At 61.5% G+C, this 18,070-nt stretch carries 14 protein-coding genes and 1 tRNA gene; 5 read left to right on the forward strand and 10 right to left on the reverse strand.

Annotated features, from left to right (window positions below):
* Positions 1-113 precede the first annotated feature (113 nt).
* The 4 genes from iolB to phnN all read left to right on the forward strand — a co-directional run bounded on the left by iolB (position 114) and on the right by phnN (position 3,567).
* Positions 114-926: a 5-deoxy-glucuronate isomerase gene (gene iolB, locus EJ079_RS05370; protein ID WP_127808297.1), complete on the forward strand. Its 813-nt coding sequence runs from the start codon at positions 114-116 to the stop codon at positions 924-926.
* 154 nt (positions 927-1,080) lie between these two features.
* Complete coding sequence (locus EJ079_RS05375) at positions 1,081-1,788, forward strand: DUF1045 domain-containing protein (protein WP_127808298.1); 708 nt, start codon at positions 1,081-1,083, stop codon at positions 1,786-1,788.
* A 13-nt stretch (positions 1,789-1,801) separates the two neighbouring features.
* Complete coding sequence (locus tag EJ079_RS05380; protein WP_127808299.1) at positions 1,802-2,941, forward strand: alpha-D-ribose 1-methylphosphonate 5-triphosphate diphosphatase; 1,140 nt, start codon at positions 1,802-1,804, stop codon at positions 2,939-2,941.
* Positions 2,938-3,567: a phosphonate metabolism protein/1,5-bisphosphokinase (PRPP-forming) PhnN gene (phnN, locus tag EJ079_RS05385; RefSeq protein WP_164873733.1), complete on the forward strand. Its 630-nt coding sequence runs from the start codon at positions 2,938-2,940 to the stop codon at positions 3,565-3,567. The genes EJ079_RS05380 and phnN overlap by 4 nt, the downstream gene beginning before the upstream one ends.
* A 39-nt stretch (positions 3,568-3,606) precedes the next feature.
* Here phnN and EJ079_RS05390 read toward each other — a convergent pair whose 3' ends face one another.
* The 4 genes from EJ079_RS05390 to EJ079_RS05405 form a co-directional block, all read right to left on the reverse strand.
* Positions 3,607-4,506 carry an aldose 1-epimerase gene (locus EJ079_RS05390; protein ID WP_127808300.1) on the reverse strand — a complete coding sequence of 300 codons (900 nt, stop codon included), beginning with the start codon at positions 4,504-4,506 and terminating at the stop codon, positions 3,607-3,609.
* A 23-nt stretch (positions 4,507-4,529) separates the two neighbouring features.
* Complete coding sequence (locus EJ079_RS05395) at positions 4,530-5,525, reverse strand: ABC transporter permease (protein ID WP_027040007.1); 996 nt, start codon at positions 5,523-5,525, stop codon at positions 4,530-4,532.
* Positions 5,526-5,582: 57 nt separating this feature from the next.
* Complete coding sequence (locus EJ079_RS05400; protein WP_127811281.1) at positions 5,583-7,121, reverse strand: sugar ABC transporter ATP-binding protein; 1,539 nt, start codon at positions 7,119-7,121, stop codon at positions 5,583-5,585.
* 121 nt (positions 7,122-7,242) lie between these two features.
* Complete coding sequence (locus EJ079_RS05405) at positions 7,243-8,205, reverse strand: sugar-binding protein (RefSeq protein ID WP_127808301.1); 963 nt, start codon at positions 8,203-8,205, stop codon at positions 7,243-7,245.
* Positions 8,206-8,764: 559 nt separating this feature from the next.
* Between EJ079_RS05405 and EJ079_RS05415 the strand changes: the two genes are divergently transcribed.
* Complete coding sequence (locus EJ079_RS05415; RefSeq protein ID WP_164873734.1) at positions 8,765-9,886, forward strand: LacI family DNA-binding transcriptional regulator; 1,122 nt, start codon at positions 8,765-8,767, stop codon at positions 9,884-9,886.
* A 66-nt stretch (positions 9,887-9,952) separates the two neighbouring features.
* Here the strand turns inward: EJ079_RS05415 and EJ079_RS05420 are convergent, their stop codons facing one another.
* The 6 genes from EJ079_RS05420 to EJ079_RS05445 all read right to left on the reverse strand — a co-directional run bounded on the left by EJ079_RS05420 (position 9,953) and on the right by EJ079_RS05445 (position 17,632).
* On the reverse strand, positions 9,953-11,143 hold the full coding sequence (locus EJ079_RS05420; RefSeq protein WP_127808302.1) for a GIY-YIG nuclease family protein: 1,191 nt from the start codon (positions 11,141-11,143) through the stop codon (positions 9,953-9,955).
* Positions 11,136-13,229: a DEAD/DEAH box helicase gene (locus tag EJ079_RS05425; RefSeq protein WP_127811283.1), complete on the reverse strand. Its 2,094-nt coding sequence runs from the start codon at positions 13,227-13,229 to the stop codon at positions 11,136-11,138. The genes EJ079_RS05420 and EJ079_RS05425 overlap by 8 nt, the downstream gene beginning before the upstream one ends.
* 85 nt (positions 13,230-13,314) lie before the next feature.
* Positions 13,315-13,602, reverse strand: coding sequence for a BrnT family toxin (locus EJ079_RS05430; RefSeq protein ID WP_127808303.1), 288 nt, complete (start codon positions 13,600-13,602; stop codon positions 13,315-13,317).
* A 40-nt stretch (positions 13,603-13,642) separates the two neighbouring features.
* The gene (locus EJ079_RS05435) at positions 13,643-16,402 is read right to left on the reverse strand and encodes a DNA methyltransferase (protein WP_127808304.1); all 2,760 of its coding nucleotides are present in this window, start codon (positions 16,400-16,402) and stop codon (positions 13,643-13,645) included.
* Positions 16,403-16,497: 95 nt separating this feature from the next.
* Positions 16,498-16,574: transfer RNA gene (locus tag EJ079_RS05440), tRNA-Arg, on the reverse strand.
* Positions 16,575-16,705: 131 nt separating this feature from the next.
* Positions 16,706-17,632, reverse strand: coding sequence for a DUF1003 domain-containing protein (locus EJ079_RS05445; protein WP_127808305.1), 927 nt, complete (start codon positions 17,630-17,632; stop codon positions 16,706-16,708).
* Positions 17,633-18,070: the final 438 nt, after the last annotated feature.

Raw genomic sequence — 18,070 nt, forward strand, 5'->3', positions numbered from 1 at the left:
TCGCCCTAGGATGACGAAGTTGGAAGGGCGCCGGCCGAAGATTTGCGATGGCCCTTTCAAACAGGCGGCTTGGCTTCACGGAGTCCTTCAAGCCAACGGAATAGGAGACAAAAATGTCGAAGCTGCTCGTCAAAGCCGACAAGGGCCATGGCCGCGTCGCCCATGTAACGCCGAAAGGCGCCGGCTGGACCTATGTCGGTTTCGACCTGCATCGGCTGAAGCCGGGCGAGAGCGTCTCCGGCAAGACGGAGGATCGTGAAGTCTGCCTGGTGTTCGTCACCGGCAAGGGCAAGGCGTCAGCCGGCGGCAAGGAGCTCGGCCTGCTCGGCGAGCGCATGTCGCCCTTCGAGGGCAAGCCGTGGTCGGTGTATGTGCCTGAGGGTTCGGACTGGTCGGTGACAGCGGACACCGGACTGGAACTCGCGGTCTGCTCGGCGCCGGGCCTTGGCGGCGGTCTGCCGGTGCGGGTGATCGCGCCGGACGACCTCGGCCAGGAGGTGCGCGGCAAGGGCACCAACACGCGCTACGTCACCAACATCCTGCCGGAAGGCGAGCCGGCCGATTCGCTGCTGGTGGTCGAGGTCATCACGCCCGGCGGCCACACGTCGAGCTATCCGCCGCACAAGCACGACCAGGACAATCTGCCCGCCGAATCCTATCTCGAGGAAACCTACTATCACCGTCTCAACCCGCCGCAGGGCTTTGCCTTCCAGCGCGTTTACACCGATGCCGACAAGAATGGCCATCGCGCGCTCGACGAAGCGATGGCGATCGAGGATGGCGATGTCGTGCTGGTGCCCGGGGGCTATCACCCCTGCGCCGCCTGCCACGGCTACGACCTCTATTATCTCAACGTCATGGCCGGACCGAAGCGGACGTGGAAATTCCACAACGCGCCCGAGCACGAGTGGTTGATGAAGGCCTGATCGGTCGCTGCGTGAGCACTCGCTCCCTGGTCCAGCACGAAAAAATCGTCGGCTAATGACCCCGCCGCAGCGTTTTGTTACCTGAAAAGCCAGCAAGGCTTCGTCAATTCGTCATGGAAATCACCTATGGCAGCGAAGCTGACAAGGACTTTCCATGCGCTACGCCCTCTATTTCACCCCCCGGCAGGACGAGCCACTGGCGCGGATCGCCGCCGACTGGCTGGGCCGCGACCCGTTCGGCGCCGCGACGAGGCCGGTCGAAGCGGTGGCAGACCTGTCGGCGGCGGAAGTCGCTTTCCACACCGCTTCGGCGCGCCGCTATGGCTTTCACGCAACGCTGAAAGCCCCCTTCCGCCTGGCTGCCGACGAGACGGAAGCCTCGCTGCGCGCCGCACTCGACCAATTCGCCGAGGTGACGCCGGTGGTTACCATCCCGCGTCTCGTCGTCAGCCAGATCGACGGCTTCTTCGCATTGGTGCCGGAAGGGCCAGTGCCTGCGCTCAACCGGTTCGCCGATGACGTGGTGCGCGATTTCGACCGGTTTCGCGCACCGCTGAGCGAAGCGGAAATCGAGCGGCGCAGCCCGGATTCGCTGAAGCCGGCCGAGTTCCGCAATCTCTGCCAATGGGGTTACCCCTATGTCTTCGAAACCTTTCGCTTCCACATGACGCTGTCGGGCCGGGCGGGGTCACAGGAAAGCCCTCGTTTGCGCGCAGCGATCGACAGCCTGTTCGCGGAAGTGCTGCAACAGAAGGTGCTGGTGGATGCGCTGACCTTGTTTGTCGAAACCGAACCGGGTGCACCGTTCATGGTGCTCTCGCGTCACGCGCTCGGGCGCCGCCCGGCCAGAAAAACCGCCTGAAGGACTGCCTGAAATGACCGCCGAGACTGTTCTCCACAATGCCCGCATCGTGCTTGCCGACGAGATCGTCGAAGGTTCGCTGGTGCTGCGCGACGGCTTTATCGCCGGCATCGAATCCGGCATCAGCCGCATCGGCGAGGACATGGGCGGCGACTATATCATTCCCGGGCTGGTCGAATTGCACACCGACCATCTCGAAGGCCACTACGCGCCGCGGCCCAAGGTGCGCTGGAATCCGATCGCCGCCGTGCTCGCCCATGACGCGCAGGTGGCGACCGCCGGCATCACCACCGTGCTCGACGCCTTGCGCGTCGGCATGGACGAAGACGCCGACCTGACATCGGCCGACATCCGCAAGCTGGCCGACGCGATCGAGGACAGTGTGAAGCAGGACCGTCTGCGCGCCGACCATTTCATCCATCTGCGCTGCGAGGTTTCGGCACCGGACTGCCTCAGGGCTTTCGCCAATTTCGACGGCGACGAGCGGATCAAGCTGGCGTCGTTGATGGACCATGCGCCAGGCCAGCGCCAGTTCGTCGATCTCGAGACCTATGCCTACTATTACCAGCGCAAGCTGAAGCTGACCGATCGCGACTTCAAGCTGTTCTGCGAAAAGCGGATGGCCGAATCGGCGCGCAATTCGGCGCCGAACCGGGCGGTGATATCAGCCGCCTGCCAGGAGCGCGGCATCGTGCTGGCCAGCCACGACGACGCCACGTCAGGCCATGTCGACGAGGCGATCGAGCAGGGCGTGCGCGTCGCCGAATTCCCGACCACGGAAGAGGCCGCCAGGGCCTCGAAAGAGGCCGGGATGGGCGTGCTGATGGGCGCGCCCAACGTTATGCGCGGCGCCTCGCATTCGGGCAATGTCTCGGCCCGTACCCTGGCCAGCGACGGCTTGCTCGACATCTTGTCGTCCGACTACATTCCCTTCAGCCTGATCCAGTCGGCGTTCTTCCTCGGCGATGTCGTCGAAGGCATTTCCCTGCCGCAGGCCGTCGCCATGGTCTCGAAAAACCCGGCCGATGCGATTGGCCTGACCGATCGCGGCGTCATCGGACAGGGCCGCCGCGCCGACCTGGTGCGGGTGCGCGTCGACGACCATGTCCCGGTCGTGCGCACCGTGTGGCGGCAGGGAAGCCGGGTCGCATGATGGTGTCGGCGTCGATCGAGCGGGAATTGTCGGCCGAGACGTTTCCGATCCGCGATGGCGTTTTCGTCGCCGTCGTCGGCCCTAGCGGCGCCGGCAAGGACACAGTGATCGGCTACGCCCGCGCCCGCTTTGCCGATGAGACAAGGCTGGAGTTCGTCCGCCGCGTCATCACGCGGCCGAGCGATGTCGCCAGCGAGGACCACGACACGCTGGCCGATGCCGCCTTCGTCGAGGCCGAAGCCGATGGCGCCTTCGCCATCTCCTGGGAAGCGCACGGCTTGCGCTACGGCATCCCCGCCGATGTCGACTGGTCCGTTGCCAATGGCCGTGTCGCTGTCGCCAATGTGTCGCGCGCGATCATCGCCTCCTTGCGCGAACGCTATGCCAATCTGGCTATCGTCGAGATCACCGCCTCGCCTGAAGTGCTGGCCGAGCGTCTGGCGATGCGCGGCCGCGAGTCACGCGGCGAAGTGCTGGCGCGGCTGGCGCGCAGCGCCAATGTCACTCTGTCCGGGCCCGGCGTCACCTCGATCGACAACAGCGGCCCGCGCGAAGCGGCCGGCGAACGCTTCGCCGAGGTGCTGCGCAAGGCGATGGCTTTTTCCGACATGTCGGGCCTGATCTAGATCGTCGGCTCCTGACGCCTCGTTCACGCGATGGGCGCTTTAAGCCCCAAGCGCAAAGGGCATCAGCGACACCGTGCCGGCCGAACTTTCACCTGGGGCGAGCACGATGGCGCCCTCGTCCGGATCGCTCCATCCGCCCCGGTTGAAAGCACCGGAGGCCATGGTCTGCGGTTCGACGCAAAAATAAGGCTTGGCCGGGTCGGCGTACAGCATCAGGTGCTTGAAGATCGGATCGGCCTTGATGCGCAAACCCGCGCCGCGCGCCGGAAAGCGAAGCGTCGCCTCACCCGTCCAGCCGCCATAATCATTGTTGCGCCAGCCGGCGGGTAAAGGCCGGCTCTCGGCGAAGTCGAGTTCGGGCGCAAGCGCTATCGGATCGCCGGCGATGCCTTGCGGTTCCTCCAGATAGAACCGCGCGGCCTTGAATTGCAGCGTGACGTCCGGGTCGCGGTCGAACCAAGGATGCAGGCCGAAACCAAACGGCATGGAAACCGGCCCCATGTTGGTCAGTGTCATGGTCACGTCGAGGCCTTCTTCGGACAGCACGAAAGCCTGCGTCGCGTGATAGGAGTAGGGTTCGAGGCCGGCTGCGATATCCAGCGACAGCGTTGCCTGGGCGTCGCCCGTCTCAGTGACAGTCCAGGGGTGTTTCCAGCCGCTGCCATGCACGTTGATGGTTTCGGGCGGATTGTTGGGCTGGACCCGCCAGCGCTTCGCTCGAAACTCGAAGGTGTTTCCGGCGATGCGGTTGGCGTAGGGCATCATCGGGAACATGGCGACGCCAAGCACGTTGCCCGCTTCACGATCGTCATCGGAAATCCGGCGCATGAGATCGATGCCGCGCCAGCGCAGCGCGCTCACGCTGCCGCCGATACGCGGCACCAGTGCGACCTCAAGCGCGCCGGCCCTGAGCGTCAATGGTTCGGGAATTGCAGCCATCGCCGCCATTCGCCGCGAGGCGCTTATTCCGCGGCCGCGCCGGCGGCGCTTTTGCGGGTGGCGTCGACCATCAGCCGCCGTTCCCGGAACACGCCCCATTGCTGGTCGACCAGCACGCCGATGAGGATGACGCCGCCCATCACCGCGAAGTTGAGCGAGGACGGGATGCCGAGCAGGTTGACGAGGTTCTGCAGCTCCTGCAGCAGCACGGTGCCGAGGATGACGCCGATCAGCGAACCTTCGCCGCCGCGCAGCGAAAAGCCGCCGAGCACGGCTGCGGCGATGGCGTAGAGTTCGTAGAACTGGCCGTGGCTGGCCGGTGAGATCGAGCGCGTGTACATGGCGAAATAGATCGCCGACAGCGCCGTCAGCACGCCGCAGATGACGTAGGCGGCGATGACGACGCGGCCGGTGCGGATCCCGGAATATTTCGCCGCCTCCTCGTTCTTGCCGATGGCGTAGAGGTAGCGGCCGAACACCGAGCGGTGCAGCACCACCCACATGACGATCGAGATGACGATCAGGGCGATGAAGCTGTTCGGCACGCCATAAGAGCGCCCGGCGGTCAGGAATTCGAGGTCGGGGAAATTCTGGCCGAAGGCAAAACCCGCCGTGCCGTCGGCGGTGTAGAAGCGGGCGACGCCGCGATAGATCAACAGGCCGCACAGGGTGACGACGAAGGGCTGCAGCTTGAGCCTTGTGATCAGCCAGCCATGCGCCAGGCCGATGATGGCGCCAAGCACCAGGATGAGCACGAAGGCCAGCGGCCATTCCATGCCACGCACGGCGATGAAGTCGATGAACAGCGTTCCCAGCAGCGCGACCACCGAGCCGACCGACAATTCGATGCCGCCGGTGATGATGACGAAGGCCTGGCCGATCGACAGGATGCCGAACAGGCCGATCAGGTTGGAGGTGTTGGCGAGGTTGATCGGCAGCAGGAAGCGCGGATTGATGATCGCCACGATCGCCCCGACCACCAGGATCAGGATCAGCAGGCCGAGATCTTTCTTGCTCATCGTCTTCTCCCCAATGCCTGCCTGAGCGGATCGCGTTTGCGCGGCCCGTGGCAAGAACTATTTCGGCTGCTTGCCCACCGCCAGCAGCAGCACATTTTCCTGGCTGAACCGGTCCTTGTCGAGAATGCCGGAGATCTGGCCCTCATGCATGACGGCGATGCGGTCGGACACGCCGATCACCTCTTCCATGTCCGACGAGATCATCAGCACGGCGACGCCGGCATCGGCCAATGCGCGCATCAGGCCATAGATTTCCGCCTTGGCGCCGATGTCGATGCCGCGCGTCGGCTCGTCGAGGATCATCACTTTCGGGTTCATGGCCAGCCACTTGCCGAGCACGACCTTCTGCTGGTTGCCGCCCGACAGCGTGCCGGTGCGCGTCTGCACCGAAGGCGTCTTGATGCCGAGATCTTTCTTCTGCTTCTCGGCGGTGGCGGTCTCGGCGCTTGAGGACACCAGCGAGCGGCGCGCATGCGCGGGCAGATTGGGCAGCGAAATATTCTGCGCGATCGACAGGTCGAGCAGGATGCCGGTGAGCTTGCGGTCTTCCGGCACCAGGAAGATGCCGTGCGCGACGGCGTCGGCCGCGGACGCCAGCGCGAGCGGCTTGCCGTCGAGCTCGAGCGCGCCGCCGAGCTTCGAGTCGATGCCGAAGAACACCCGCGCCAGTTCGGTGCGGCCGGAACCGACAAGGCCGGCAAGACCGAGGATTTCGCCGCGCCTGACGTCGAGGTCGACCGGCCGGCCGGGATAGGCCGGTGTGCGGATGGCTTTGGCCGCAAGCGCTACGGCGCCGGGCGCCCGCGCCGCTTCCGAGGCCTTTTCGCGCTCCTTCAGCATGCGGCCAATCATCAGCTTGACCATCTGGTCGTGGCCGATGTCATGCTTGCCCAGCGTACCGGCCAGCATGCCGTCGCGCAGCACGACGACGCGGTCGGCGACGCGCTCGACCTCGTGCAGGCGGTGCGAAATGAAGATGACGCTGATGCCGTCCGCCTTCAGCGCCTTGATGACGTCGAGCAATTTGTCGGTCTCGGCGAGCGGCAGGCTCGATGTCGGCTCGTCGAGGATGACCAGCCGCGCCTCGATCGACAGCGCCTTGGCGATCTCGACCATCTGCTGCTGGGCCAGCGACAGGGTCGCAACCGGCGTGTCGGCGGAAAAATTGGCGCCGACGCGCTTCAACAGCGGCGCCACCATGGTGCGCAGCCTGGCGCGGTCGACGAGTTTCAGCGGCCCGGCGCGCAACGGCTCGCGGCCGAAGAAGATGTTGGCGGCGACGTCGAGATTTTCGAACAGGTTGAGTTCCTGGTGGACGAAGGCGATGCCCGAACCCAGGCTGGCCTCGACGGAGAGCCTGTCATGCGCGGTGCCGTCGACGGTGATGGTGCCGCTGTCGGGCGTGGTGACGCCGCCGAGGATCTTCATCAAGGTCGATTTGCCGGCGCCGTTTTCGCCGACGAGGCCGATGACCTCGCCCGGCCTGACCTCCATTGAGAAGCCATCGAGCGCGACGACGCCGGGATAGGTCTTGCGCACGTTCTCGAGGCTGAGGAACGGCGTAGTTGCTGCGATGGATGTGTCGGAATAGTTCATCATGCCTGACAGCAGCCGGCGGGCCGTTTTTGGTCCATCTTCAGACTGACGATCCGCGCGCGGTTCGTCAATGCGAGCAGCCGGCCCAAGCGAAGTTGAGCCGGCTGAACTGCTTCAAGTCTTAGTTTCCAGACATCGCCTTCAGATTGGCGGCGTAGGCGTCGACGTCATCCTTGCCGATGATCTTGGTCGGGATGATGATGAGGTTGCCTTCCGGGATGCCCGACTTGTCGCCCTTGAGATAGGCCGCCATCAGCTTCATGCCCTGATAGGCCCATTCGAAGGGCTGCTGCACGACGGTGGCGGCAACGGTGCCTTCCTTGACGCCGCCCAGCGTGATCGGATCGTCATCGAAGCCGACGACGGTGATCGAGCCGAGCTTGCCGGCATCGCGCAGCGCTTCATAGATGCGCGGCGTGTTGTAGGAGTAGAAGCCGACCATGCAGGTGACGTCGGGGCTGGCGACCAGCGCGTCCTCGACGTTCTTCTTGGCGCGCGCCTGGTCGATGTCGTCGCCGCGCACGTCGATCAGCTCGATCTTGGTGCCGGCGAGACCGTCCTTCATGCCCTGGATGCGCTCCTTGGCATTGTCGGCGCCGAGCAGGCCGACGAAGCCGAGGCATTTGCCGCCATTGGGCATCGCCTTCTTGGCGATTTCGGCCGCCTGCTTGCCGGCGTCGACATTGGACGAGCCGATATAGGCGACGCGCTTGGTCTGCGGTGCGTCCGAGTCGGTGGTGAACAGCGCCGTTTCCGAAGCGATCTTGTTCAACCCGTCGGTCGAGGTCTTGGGATCGACGGCCGAGACCATGATGCCCTTGACGCCGGCGGTCACCAGATCGTCCATCAGCCGCTGCTGGATGGCGACCGAGGACTGCTCGGGATATTTTAGCTCGAGCGTATAGTCGGGCAGCTCGCCCTGCGCCTTCTTGACGCCGGCTTCGGCGGCCTTCCAGAAATCGGAAGCGCCGTTGACGACGAAGGCCAGCGTCGGCTTGTCTTGGGCGCGCGCGATGGCCGTGGCCGACAGGCCAAGCAGCAGCGCGGTCGCGGCTACGGATGCATTGCGTATCAAGGATTTCATGTTCAACCTCCCGTTTGGCTCAGTCGTTGGACCGGCCGATCTTGCACTGACCTGATTTGCCGTTTGCAGCGTGGACGCCCTCCTCCTCAAAGGGGTTCCCGGCACCGAAAGAATGGCGTCGTTCCAGCCACGATCATGGACCTTAGAGACTCATCCTTCGTTCGTAAATAGTCCGATTTGTCTGACATATCACATATCCGAGACAAGGCTTGCGGAGGTAGGTTCCGCTCGCCACCGGGCCATTTTTCGCACTCTCCCGCCGCCCCGGACGTGACCGGCCGGACGCGACGGATTGACGGTACAGCGCATTTTTGTATTAGTAAACAGTATTAGTTCCGAGCCAGTGCCGGGGTTTCGCAGTGCGCCCGCCGCCGAGCCGTGGTCACCGCTGGCCCACCGCCCAAGCCTTTCGCCCTTTGAGTTTTGGCTTGTATGGAGATCCACGGCGGATGGACCTCCTGCATACTAATAGTTATAAACGGCCTGGACGTTATCTCTATGCATCGACAGCGTCACGCCATCTTGCCGGCCTGACCGGCCAGCCAGACTGGGATTTGCCATGAGCGAGACGACGGATCGGGCCAGCGACACGGCGAGGCGGCGCAAGGCGCCGGCCAAGGGCGCCAAAGGCCGCGTCACCATGATCGATATCGCCAGGGCGGCCGGCTGCTCGCAGGCGACCGTCTCCTTCGTGCTCAACAATTCGCCAGGGATCAAGCTGTCGCAGCAGACCCGCGAACGGGTGATCGAAACCGCGCGCACGCTCGGCTACACCGCGCCCGCCTTCTCAGCCCTCCACCCGACGTTGCCTGCCTTCGGGGGGCCCGCCTTCGAAGGGCTGGACGGGGTGATCGGCTTCGCCGTCGACCAGCTCGCCACCAGCCCGGAAGCCGTGGTCGCCATCGAGGGCGCGCGCCAGGCCTCTTGGAACGCCGGCAACGTGCTTCTGGTGGCGCAGACGCTGGGCGATGCCGTCATGGAGCCGCGCGCCATTTCGGCACTGACCAAGCGGGGCATTTCGGCGCTGATCTACATGACCATCTTCACCCGCGAGATCACTGCGCCCGATTATCTCTACGGCCTCGACATCCCGGTGATCCTGCTCAACTGCTATACGGCCGACTACGCCTTCCCTGCCGTGGTGCCGAGCGAGATCGCCGGCGGCCAGAGCTCGACCCGCCACCTGATCAGCCACGGCCACCGCCGCATCGCCACCATCACCGGCGAGCCGTGGATGCAGGCCGCACAGGACCGGCTGAAAGGCTACCGCCGCGCGCTCGCCACCGCCGACATCCCGTTCGATCCCGACCTGGTGGTCGAGGGCGACTGGTCGGCCAGCGCCGGCTACGCCGCGACCGTCAAGCTCCTGGCGCTCAGGGATAGGCCCACCGCCATCTTCTGCCAGAACGACCGCACCGCGATCGGCTGCTACGAAGCGCTGAAGGAAGCCGGCCTGCACATTCCTGCGGATATTTCCGTCGTCGGCTACGACGACGAGGAAATCGCTAGGCATTTGTTCCCGCCGCTGACGACCTCGATCCTGCCGCACATGGCGATGGGCCAATGGGCGATCGAGCAGCTGGAAGCGCCAGCGGCGCCTGGGCGAGGGCGGTATCCGATTACGAAGCTGGAGTGCCCGCTGGTGGAACGGGAGAGTGTGCGGGCGGTGAAGGCAGGCTGAACGGTTTTCAGGAGACGGCAGCCATCTGCAATATCCAGTCAACTTCGGCCGACCCAGGTTTCTTCCTTATTCGCGCACCAATGCTGCGACCTTGGGGTCGTATCTGTAGTCGGTAATTGTCCCGTCCCTGATCCGGCCGACAGCCTCATCTACGACAAACAGGGGCACGAGGAACCATTCCCGCGGGATCGTGGGATGCCCAAATCGATCTTTGATCTCGATGTCGAGCCGCGCCGCGTCGAAAATACGATGGATGAGGTGTTCGAGCCGGGTGCGGTTAATGTTGTATAGTTCATAGGTAGCGACGATCTCCACATCGGCCATCAAGAAAGTCGGGTCGAGCTTCGCGATCGCCAAGCGCCTAGTGATATCGCCGCCGGTCACGCCGATCTTATGCAAGACATCGCGGTTTGCTGCCACAGTGGGGTGGTCAGACTTGCTGCGTAGCACGTAAATTATACCGCTGGCTTGGTCGCCATCTTCGCTTTCACCGGCAAACAGCGGACCAGCCGCCGGATCGGTGATGCGCCTTCCGGTCTCATCCTTGTAGAGGGCACGTTGGAGTGATCGGCGAAGTAAGTTGCTCTCCGTTCCGTTGGAATAGATGACGCGAAGGCGAGCGTCATACTCACCGTTTGGCGCTCTGAAGGTCTCACCGACCTCGGCGACATAGGCAATCTGACCGCCGAGAATGAAGAACTGTCCTTCCATGATGTCCGCTTTCAGGAACCCTGCATCCCGCACGAACGGGCGGGGAGTCCTAGCGCCCATGTCGAGATCGCGCTGAACAGCGGCGAACAGCTGTTTGAAAGTCTCAAAATCCAAGCAGGGTTCGCGGTTGGCAATTTCCTCGGCCGCACGCTTCTCAGCGCTCGTACGGACGTACCGAAGCTCGGTGATCTCAGCCGCGCCAGCCGCGCCGGCCAGTTCCGCGAGCAACTCATCATCATTGACTGGTTCCGCAAAGCCGCCTGCGGCGCTGGCCGGTTGGAGAAGGCCTTGGTGATCTAGAGAGGAGAGCAGCGATCTGCATTCTTCAAGCGCGGAAAGTCGGTCCAGTCGCACCGCATATAGCCGCTCGAAAATATCCCGGTCTTCGGTATGAAACGGCGGATGACCGTGCTTTTCGACAAAGCGCTGTATCTCTTCGAATCCTGCGATGATGCGCTCCTCGCGCGGGGAGCGACCATTCTTCTTCTGAGGCTGGGCGAAGTCGTCGAGTTCGGCGCGCAGTTCGTCCAGGTCGAGGTCACTCATAACGGCCCTCGTCCTTGAAGCGTACAAAGGCGGCGGCGCCTTCGGCCATCCGCTTCTCCCAAGCGTCAGTCGAGCTGATCGAGGGAAGACGCCCTCGCTCTTTCTTGAATTTGACCGCGCGGATGGCCAGATCCTTCGCCTCCTCCGGTGTCAGAGTGGTGTGTTTGGCGGCGATTGCGGCTGCGACCTCTTTCAAGCTAGCCTCACTCATGGCCTTAGCGAGGATCGCGTAAGCCTCGCCGAATGGGTTGATCCGGTCGATAAGGTCGATATCCAATTCCCGGACATCCATGGCAAACTTGCGCACGCCGTCGATAAGAGCGGTGTTGGCGCTCGGTTCGCCGTCGGAGCTTCCAGCACCGAGCGCAATTTGCTTCGCTTGCTGCGTCAGGTTAAGAGCGGCGATGGTGTGCTGGCGCACGGCTTCCTGATCCGCATCATCCAGTTCGGGATATTTGTCCTTGATGATCTTGCCCAGGCGGACTTGCGTCAATTCCTCGGGCACCAACTCATCATCGAACAGGCCCCGCGTAATGGCAGTCTTGTCTTGAACGAAGGCTGCAATCACCTCGTTCAAATCTTCCCGACAGATGCGTGCCGCCTCTTTGCTCTTGGGTTCAGCCAAACCTTTAATTTCGATCTGGAACTGCCCCGTCTCGTGGTTGAAGCCGACATTGCATTTCTCGCGACCGTAGCCTTCCTCCCCATAGTCGAAGCCTTCGACCGGGACGCCGTTCGGATTCTTCGGCGTGAAGTTGAAACGGGGCGCCAGAACCTGCTCCATCAAGAGGCTGGCCGCGATCGCTTTCAGCGTGTCATTGACTGCCTCGTTCACGGCTTCATCAGAAGCGTCCGGCGCTGCGATCAGATTGCTGAAGCGCGCGCGTGCCTTACCTGGCGCATCGCGGGTCGCACGGCCGATGATCTGCACGATCTCTGTAAGGCTCGACCTGTAGCCGACCGTCAGGGCATGTTCGCACCAGATCCAGTCGAACCCTTCCTTAGCCATGCCGAGCGCGATGATGATATCGACATGGTCGCGGTTATTCTTCTGTGTCGAGTCTTTCAGCGCGGCGGAAACCCGGTCGCGCCTGGATGCATCGTCATCTACAAGATCGGCGATCCTGAGCACGCGACCACTCGGTGTTTTGACTAACTGGAACCCCGTCACGGGGTCGCTCCCCTGCCAGTCCCCAAGCTCCTCGATTATGTGCTCGACCTCCCTGACCTTATCCTTGGTGCTTTCGCGGGAATTGACACTCGGAATGTGGACGATTGTCTTTTCGGCCGGGTTGAGCACCTTCAGGATGTCGTCGGCATAGGAGCCGGAATAGAAGAAATATCCTATGTCGAGCTGCTTCAAATACTCGTAGCCGTTGAGCTGTTCATAGTAGGTGTAGGTAACGGTATCAAATTTGGCTTCATCCTGCGGGGCCAGCACGGCTTCGGCGTCGCCCCGAAAATAGGAACCGGTCATCGCCAACAGATGCACGCGGTTGCGGCCAATGAACTGGCCGAGATGCAGGCCGAGCCTATTGTCAGGGCTGGCCGAAACGTGATGGAACTCGTCCACCGCGATCAGCCGGTCGTCGAACGCTTCGACCCCAAATCTGTCCACAGCAAAGCGGAATGTCGAGTGGGTGCAGACCAGCACCTTGTCGTCGCCCGCAAGGAAAGCGCCGACGGAATTGACCTTGCCGCCGTCTGTACCGGGCGAGTTACAAAGGTTCCATCTCGGGGCGACGATCCAGTCCGCCCAAAAGCCAAATTTGGTCAGCGGTTCGTCGTTGAAGCTCGCTCCGATCGACTTTTCGGGCACCACGATAATCGCCTGCTTGAGCCCTTGGTTGTGCAACTTGTCGAGGGCGATAAACATGAGCGCGCGGCTCTTGCCTGAGGCGGGCGGCGACTTGATAAGAAGGTATTGCTCGCCCCGCCGCTCATAAGCGCGCTCCTGCATCGGGCGCATGCCGAGCTCGTTAGACCTGGTAGAACGCCCATTGCGGGCGTACGTGACCGACACGGCAGGAACCGGGCTGCCAACAACGTGGGCATCCGCTCCTGCAGGCCTAACGCCACCTGGCATCACAAGTCTGGCCCTCGCGAAGAATGCCTCGCCTGCTTCGGAGATGTCCGAAGTGTCGATCTCCTCTTCGGCGATCGCCGCTATTTCAGCTAGTCGCTCTTTTGAGATAGGCATCGAAATGTTTCCGTTCTTGCTTGGTCGCTTTGCGAGCGCTTATCAGTCGTATGGCTTGGCCTCTGTCCGTGTGTATGACGCAGATTACCACTATCCCATTGAGGAGACCGAAGCTCCGCTCCCGGATCTCGTCATACGCCCCATAGTCTTCTGCCGAAACGACAGGGCCTTCGAAGATCGTTATCGCCTCCTCAAAGCTTATCCCATGCTTGGCGATATTCGCCGCATTCTTGTCCTCATCCCACTCAAAGGTATGCATTAGACGGCGGACCTCCAAGATCTGTCGACCATCGCAGCCCCTAAGCTGGTTGCCGCTTGCGCGCGGTCATTTTTGTGTACATCTCAAAAAGCTTTTCCAGTCGCTCGGTATCATTGCGGAACCGACGGCCGATATAGATGCGCTCAAGGACGTCGTCGTTGCGCTCGTGAGCCTCGCGCAGATCAGAGGGCATAGCATCGGAGTCGTAGAGATCGGCAATGGCCGCCGGGAAATGGGCCTCGCGCGCCAGCAGTATGTCTTCGGCACAACGGGTCAGATCAACCTTGTTCTTCTCGGTGAGCGCCGGGAGGGTAAAAGTGTTCCAACAAAGAGTATTTGTAAATCTGTAGTCGGTTCTCATTCGCGCGCACACAGCGGCGACCCATGAAAGCATCATCCGTGACACCACAATGCTTAATACCCAAATCTTAGTGCAAGGCATGCCAAACGCAAGATTTGAAATTACTACTTCCGCAGGAAGCAAGCCCGCGGGCAGATACTCGCGATTCTCCGAACTCGTAATAGGTACACAAATTGTTGGTACGCTTGGCAGAGGCTTCCTCTCATCAAAGCGATAAGCCCACTCGGCGGCCTTTCTCGTTGCGGCCTTTGTACTTTCGAGGCGAAAAGATCGAACGCGCGCCACTCGATCGGCAATCGCCGCGACTGACAATCCGTCATTAACGTCTCGGTCTTCAATCCAGATGCAATACCGATTTGCTCCTCGGATTAATTCGAAAGATCCAACGAATGGGCGGACAAATCTATGAACTTGATCCTCGGTCAGACCCATTTCAGCCAGGTCATTTCTATCAAGAAGAAGATTGCCGCCGTCGGTAGGGGAGTTTCCGCGATCAAATTCTGGCAGGTTGGATATCTGGCTCCTTCGAGCTTCCACAATCGCATTAGATCCCGGAATCAAGTATGCATTGATGGTGGACACTTCTCGTACGATCGAGGAACCTCGTTCACCGGGCTCAAATATTCGACGCACACCGGTATACAACGACGAAATGCCAGCAATTATAACTGTTACTCCAGCGTTATTACTAGCTAAATTTTTCCAATTGAATGAACTATAAGCAAAAAAAATCTCGTGCCTTGATTTGAATATAAGAGGCCATAGAATAGACGCCTGCTGTCCCTGACAAATGGAATTCGTCGCAACAAACGCAGCTGCAGATTTTGTGTGCCTTCCATAATTTGCCGCCTTCATAAACCATGAAGCAACATAGTCTAGCGATCTCCAGTTATTTGTTAATTCTCCGAAGATTGCCTCGAGATCTGATTTCTGCTCTTCAGTTTGCCGTTTGCTGCCCAAATATGGCGGATTTCCGCAGATATACGTTTCACCGCCCTCATTCTCAAAGTCGATCTGCGCCTGATCAAATGGCATGTGAAATAAGTCTTCAGCGTGGTGCTTCACACCAGTTCCGGTGGGCGGGCAGATGCTTAGCCAGTCTAGCCGCAGCGCATTGCCACATGTGATCCAGTTCTGCGCGTCGAGCGGTAGAAATTCGGCCAGTGCTTCCTTTTGCCCACGATAGAGAACGTCGCACTGAAACTCTGCGATGATAAGCGCAAGACGCGCAACCTCGGCCGGGAAATCGCGCAGTTCGATCCCGCGAAAATTGGTTAGTGGAATTTCCGTGCGTCGATCCGGCTCGCCACGCCGTCGATTGATTTCGACTTCGATCGCCCTCATTTCCTTATAGGCTATGACCAGGAAATTGCCGGAGCCGCAGGCCGGGTCAAAGACCCTAATTCGTGATATGCGCTTGCGCAGATTGAGCAGCGTACGGGCATTGTCTCCTGCCCCCCCAAGCTGCTCTCGCAACTCGTCGAGGAACAGCGGATTCAGCACCTTCAGGATGTTCGGCACACTGGTGTAGTGCATGCCGAGCGCGCCACGCTCGTCGTCATCCGCGACAGCCTGAATCATCGACCCGAATATGTCGGGATTGATCTTCTTCCAGTCGAGACTGCCGATGTGAAGCAGATAGGACCGAGCGATGCGGCTGAAGCGCGGCACATCTGTGCTGCCTGAAAACAGCCCGCCGTTTACATAAGGAAAGCCATCGGCCCAGCGCGGCAGCTTCGCCGTGGCGCGATCCTTGATCGGCGTATTCATCGCGCGGAATATTTCGCCGATCACCTCATTGGTGTTGGACGAGTCCCGTGCGCTCATCTGCTCGATCGTGGCCGTGAACAAGCCGGTGCCGTTGAAGATGTCGGTGTCTTCCGCGAAGAAGCAGAAGATCAGCCGCGCCATGAAATGATTCATATCAGGGCGCCGATCGACTGCACCCCATTCCGGGTTGTCTTTCAGCAGTTCGATATAGAGGCGGTTCAAGCGCCCCGTGGCCCTAATGTCGAAAGAGCTTTCGCGGATTTGTTTAACTGTTGTAATCCCCGCCAACGGCAGGAAAAAGCCGAAATGGTTAGGAAAATCCGCATAGCGGCAGGCGACTGGCGGGTCATCGGAAGTGACATCTTCCGCCTCAAAGAGGTCGCCGTCCGTCGCCAATACAAAGCGCGCTTTTGCTCTTGCTGTTGCCGGGCTGGCCTTCAGTGCTGCAAGCGCCCTTGTGACTTCGCCAGGCTTGCAGGTGGCGATGTGGATGTTGTTCGTTTGAAGAACGCCGCCCAAATCAGATTTATTGGACTCGCCTTTCCGCAGACGCTTGATCGTGGTTTCCTTGTTCCCGAAGGCGGTAAGGAAAGCGAACGGAAACTCACCCGCATCGAACGGGGCTTCTGACAGCTCAGAAACAGCTTCCTCGATCTCAACTGCGTTCACTGCGCTCCCCAACACAACAGATCGACTAACGCCGGCGATTGCGAACCATAGTCGCTGCTGCTGGACCCGCCGAGTGCCTAAAAACATATAGCCGTTGGCGCACCCGACAGGATTCGAACCTGTGACCTCTGCCTTCGGAGGGCAGCGCTCTATCCAGCTGAGCTACGGGTGCTTCCCGGAATCCGGAAAACGAACCAGCCGGTGAACCGGCAAGTCACGGCTTCTTAGCGGAAGCCGGGGCGGGCTTCAACGGGCAATTGGTGATTGGCGCAGCGACTTGGCTCGGTGCGTGCACGCTGCCGGCTATGAGGTTGCCGCCTCGCTCTTCACCGTCCGCCTTCCGCGCACCGCCCGCTTTGGCTTCTTGGCACCGGCCAGCTCATGCATGGCATCCAGCTGCATCTGCTGCATTTCGGCCAGGCGCGTCCATTGGCGCGAGATGAGGTAGTCGAGCTTTTCGTGCAGATGGCGCACTTCGAGCTCGGCCTTGAGGTTGACGCGGTAGTCGTTGAAGGAGCGCAGGCGGTCCTTGGACTCCTGCCGCCGCTGGCTCATCATGATGATCGGCGCCTGGATGGCGGCGATGCAGGAGAGCAGCAGGTTGAGCAGGATGAAGGGATAGGGATCGAAGGCGGCGCTCATGCCGGCGATCAGGTTGATGCCGATCCACACCAGAAGCACGCTGCCGAACGAGATCAGGAACCACCAGCTGCCGCCGAAGGCCGCCATGTTGTCGGAGACGCGGTCGGCGAAGGTGCGGTGCTCCTCGAATTCCTCCTCCGAGTTTTCGGAGATCGTGTCTTGCCGGGCGATCGATTCGACCACCTGGCGATCGAGCTCGGAGAATTCGCCGTGCTCCTGCTGCAGCAGCTCCTCCATGTAGCGCATGCGGTAGCGGCCGAGCTCGGCGCGGCTGATGCGGGCGCCGGCCGGCAGGTCGGGATGGTCCGAGCGGATGCGGTCGGCGAGGCTCGGGCGCAGCGTGTCGATGCGCACCAGATCGCGCTTGCGGAATTTGCGGCCCGAGATCGCCGACGGTTTTTTCTTCGGCTTGCCACGGTGGGCGCCGGGGCCGGCGGGTTCCGAGTCCGGCACTTCGGGCGTGTCGAAGTGCTCGTCCGATACCGGATCGGCCTCCAGCTCGCCAATGATCGGGGCCTCGAAATATTCGCCGCCACTGTCGTGCTGGTTGTCTTCCGGTTGCTCGGGCGTTTTGGGGACGGTGCTCATGGTGGGCTCCTTAAGGTGCTGGGCGACGATAGACAGAGGTGGCGGCGCATAGCCAGCGCGGGACACGGATTTCGCAGGCCGGACAAGTGGTTTTGATCGGGGAGGTGATGTGGCTGGCGGCGGCTCGCCCCTCAGGGCGTGTGGAGACGTTCGAGATTGGCCGAAGCCTCACCAACTTCGTCATCCACGGGCGGAGCGGGAGCGAAGCGGACGCGTAGACCCGAGGATCCATGCCGGGACGTTTGTGGAGGGTGCAGCGGAGCAGAATTCGGCACCGCTGCGGCGCTTTGAAGTCGCGGCATGGATCCTAGGGTCTGCGCCGCGTCGCTTCGCTCCTTGCTCCGCCCTAGGATGACGAAGCGATGGATGTCTTCGCTAAACGGCGCCAGGGCTGCGGGAGAAGGCGGCGCGGCGGCGGGCAACAAAAACCCGCCTTGC

This window comes from Mesorhizobium sp. M7A.F.Ce.TU.012.03.2.1 (assembly GCF_004006095.1).
Classification (GTDB): domain Bacteria; phylum Pseudomonadota; class Alphaproteobacteria; order Rhizobiales; family Rhizobiaceae; genus Mesorhizobium.

Excerpts from the sequence above, each read along its gene's own strand:
- EJ079_RS05390 (WP_127808300.1), bottom strand. The coding sequence starts at position 4,506 with ATGGCTGCAATTCCCGAACCATTGACGCTCAGGGCCGGCGCGCTTGAG.
- EJ079_RS05375 (WP_127808298.1), top strand. The coding sequence starts at position 1,081 with ATGCGCTACGCCCTCTATTTCACCCCCCGGCAGGACGAGCCACTGGCG.
- EJ079_RS05420 (WP_127808302.1), bottom strand. The coding sequence starts at position 11,143 with ATGAGTGACCTCGACCTGGACGAACTGCGCGCCGAACTCGACGACTTC.
- EJ079_RS05405 (WP_127808301.1), bottom strand. The coding sequence starts at position 8,205 with ATGAAATCCTTGATACGCAATGCATCCGTAGCCGCGACCGCGCTGCTG.
- EJ079_RS05445 (WP_127808305.1), bottom strand. The coding sequence starts at position 17,632 with ATGAGCACCGTCCCCAAAACGCCCGAGCAACCGGAAGACAACCAGCAC.
- iolB (WP_127808297.1), top strand. The coding sequence starts at position 114 with ATGTCGAAGCTGCTCGTCAAAGCCGACAAGGGCCATGGCCGCGTCGCC.
- phnN (WP_164873733.1), top strand. The coding sequence starts at position 2,938 with ATGATGGTGTCGGCGTCGATCGAGCGGGAATTGTCGGCCGAGACGTTT.
- EJ079_RS05425 (WP_127811283.1), bottom strand. The coding sequence starts at position 13,229 with ATGCCAGGTGGCGTTAGGCCTGCAGGAGCGGATGCCCACGTTGTTGGC.
- EJ079_RS05395 (WP_027040007.1), bottom strand. The coding sequence starts at position 5,525 with ATGAGCAAGAAAGATCTCGGCCTGCTGATCCTGATCCTGGTGGTCGGG.
- EJ079_RS05415 (WP_164873734.1), top strand. The coding sequence starts at position 8,765 with ATGAGCGAGACGACGGATCGGGCCAGCGACACGGCGAGGCGGCGCAAG.
- EJ079_RS05380 (WP_127808299.1), top strand. The coding sequence starts at position 1,802 with ATGACCGCCGAGACTGTTCTCCACAATGCCCGCATCGTGCTTGCCGAC.
- EJ079_RS05400 (WP_127811281.1), bottom strand. The coding sequence starts at position 7,121 with ATGAACTATTCCGACACATCCATCGCAGCAACTACGCCGTTCCTCAGC.
- EJ079_RS05430 (WP_127808303.1), bottom strand. The coding sequence starts at position 13,602 with ATGCATACCTTTGAGTGGGATGAGGACAAGAATGCGGCGAATATCGCC.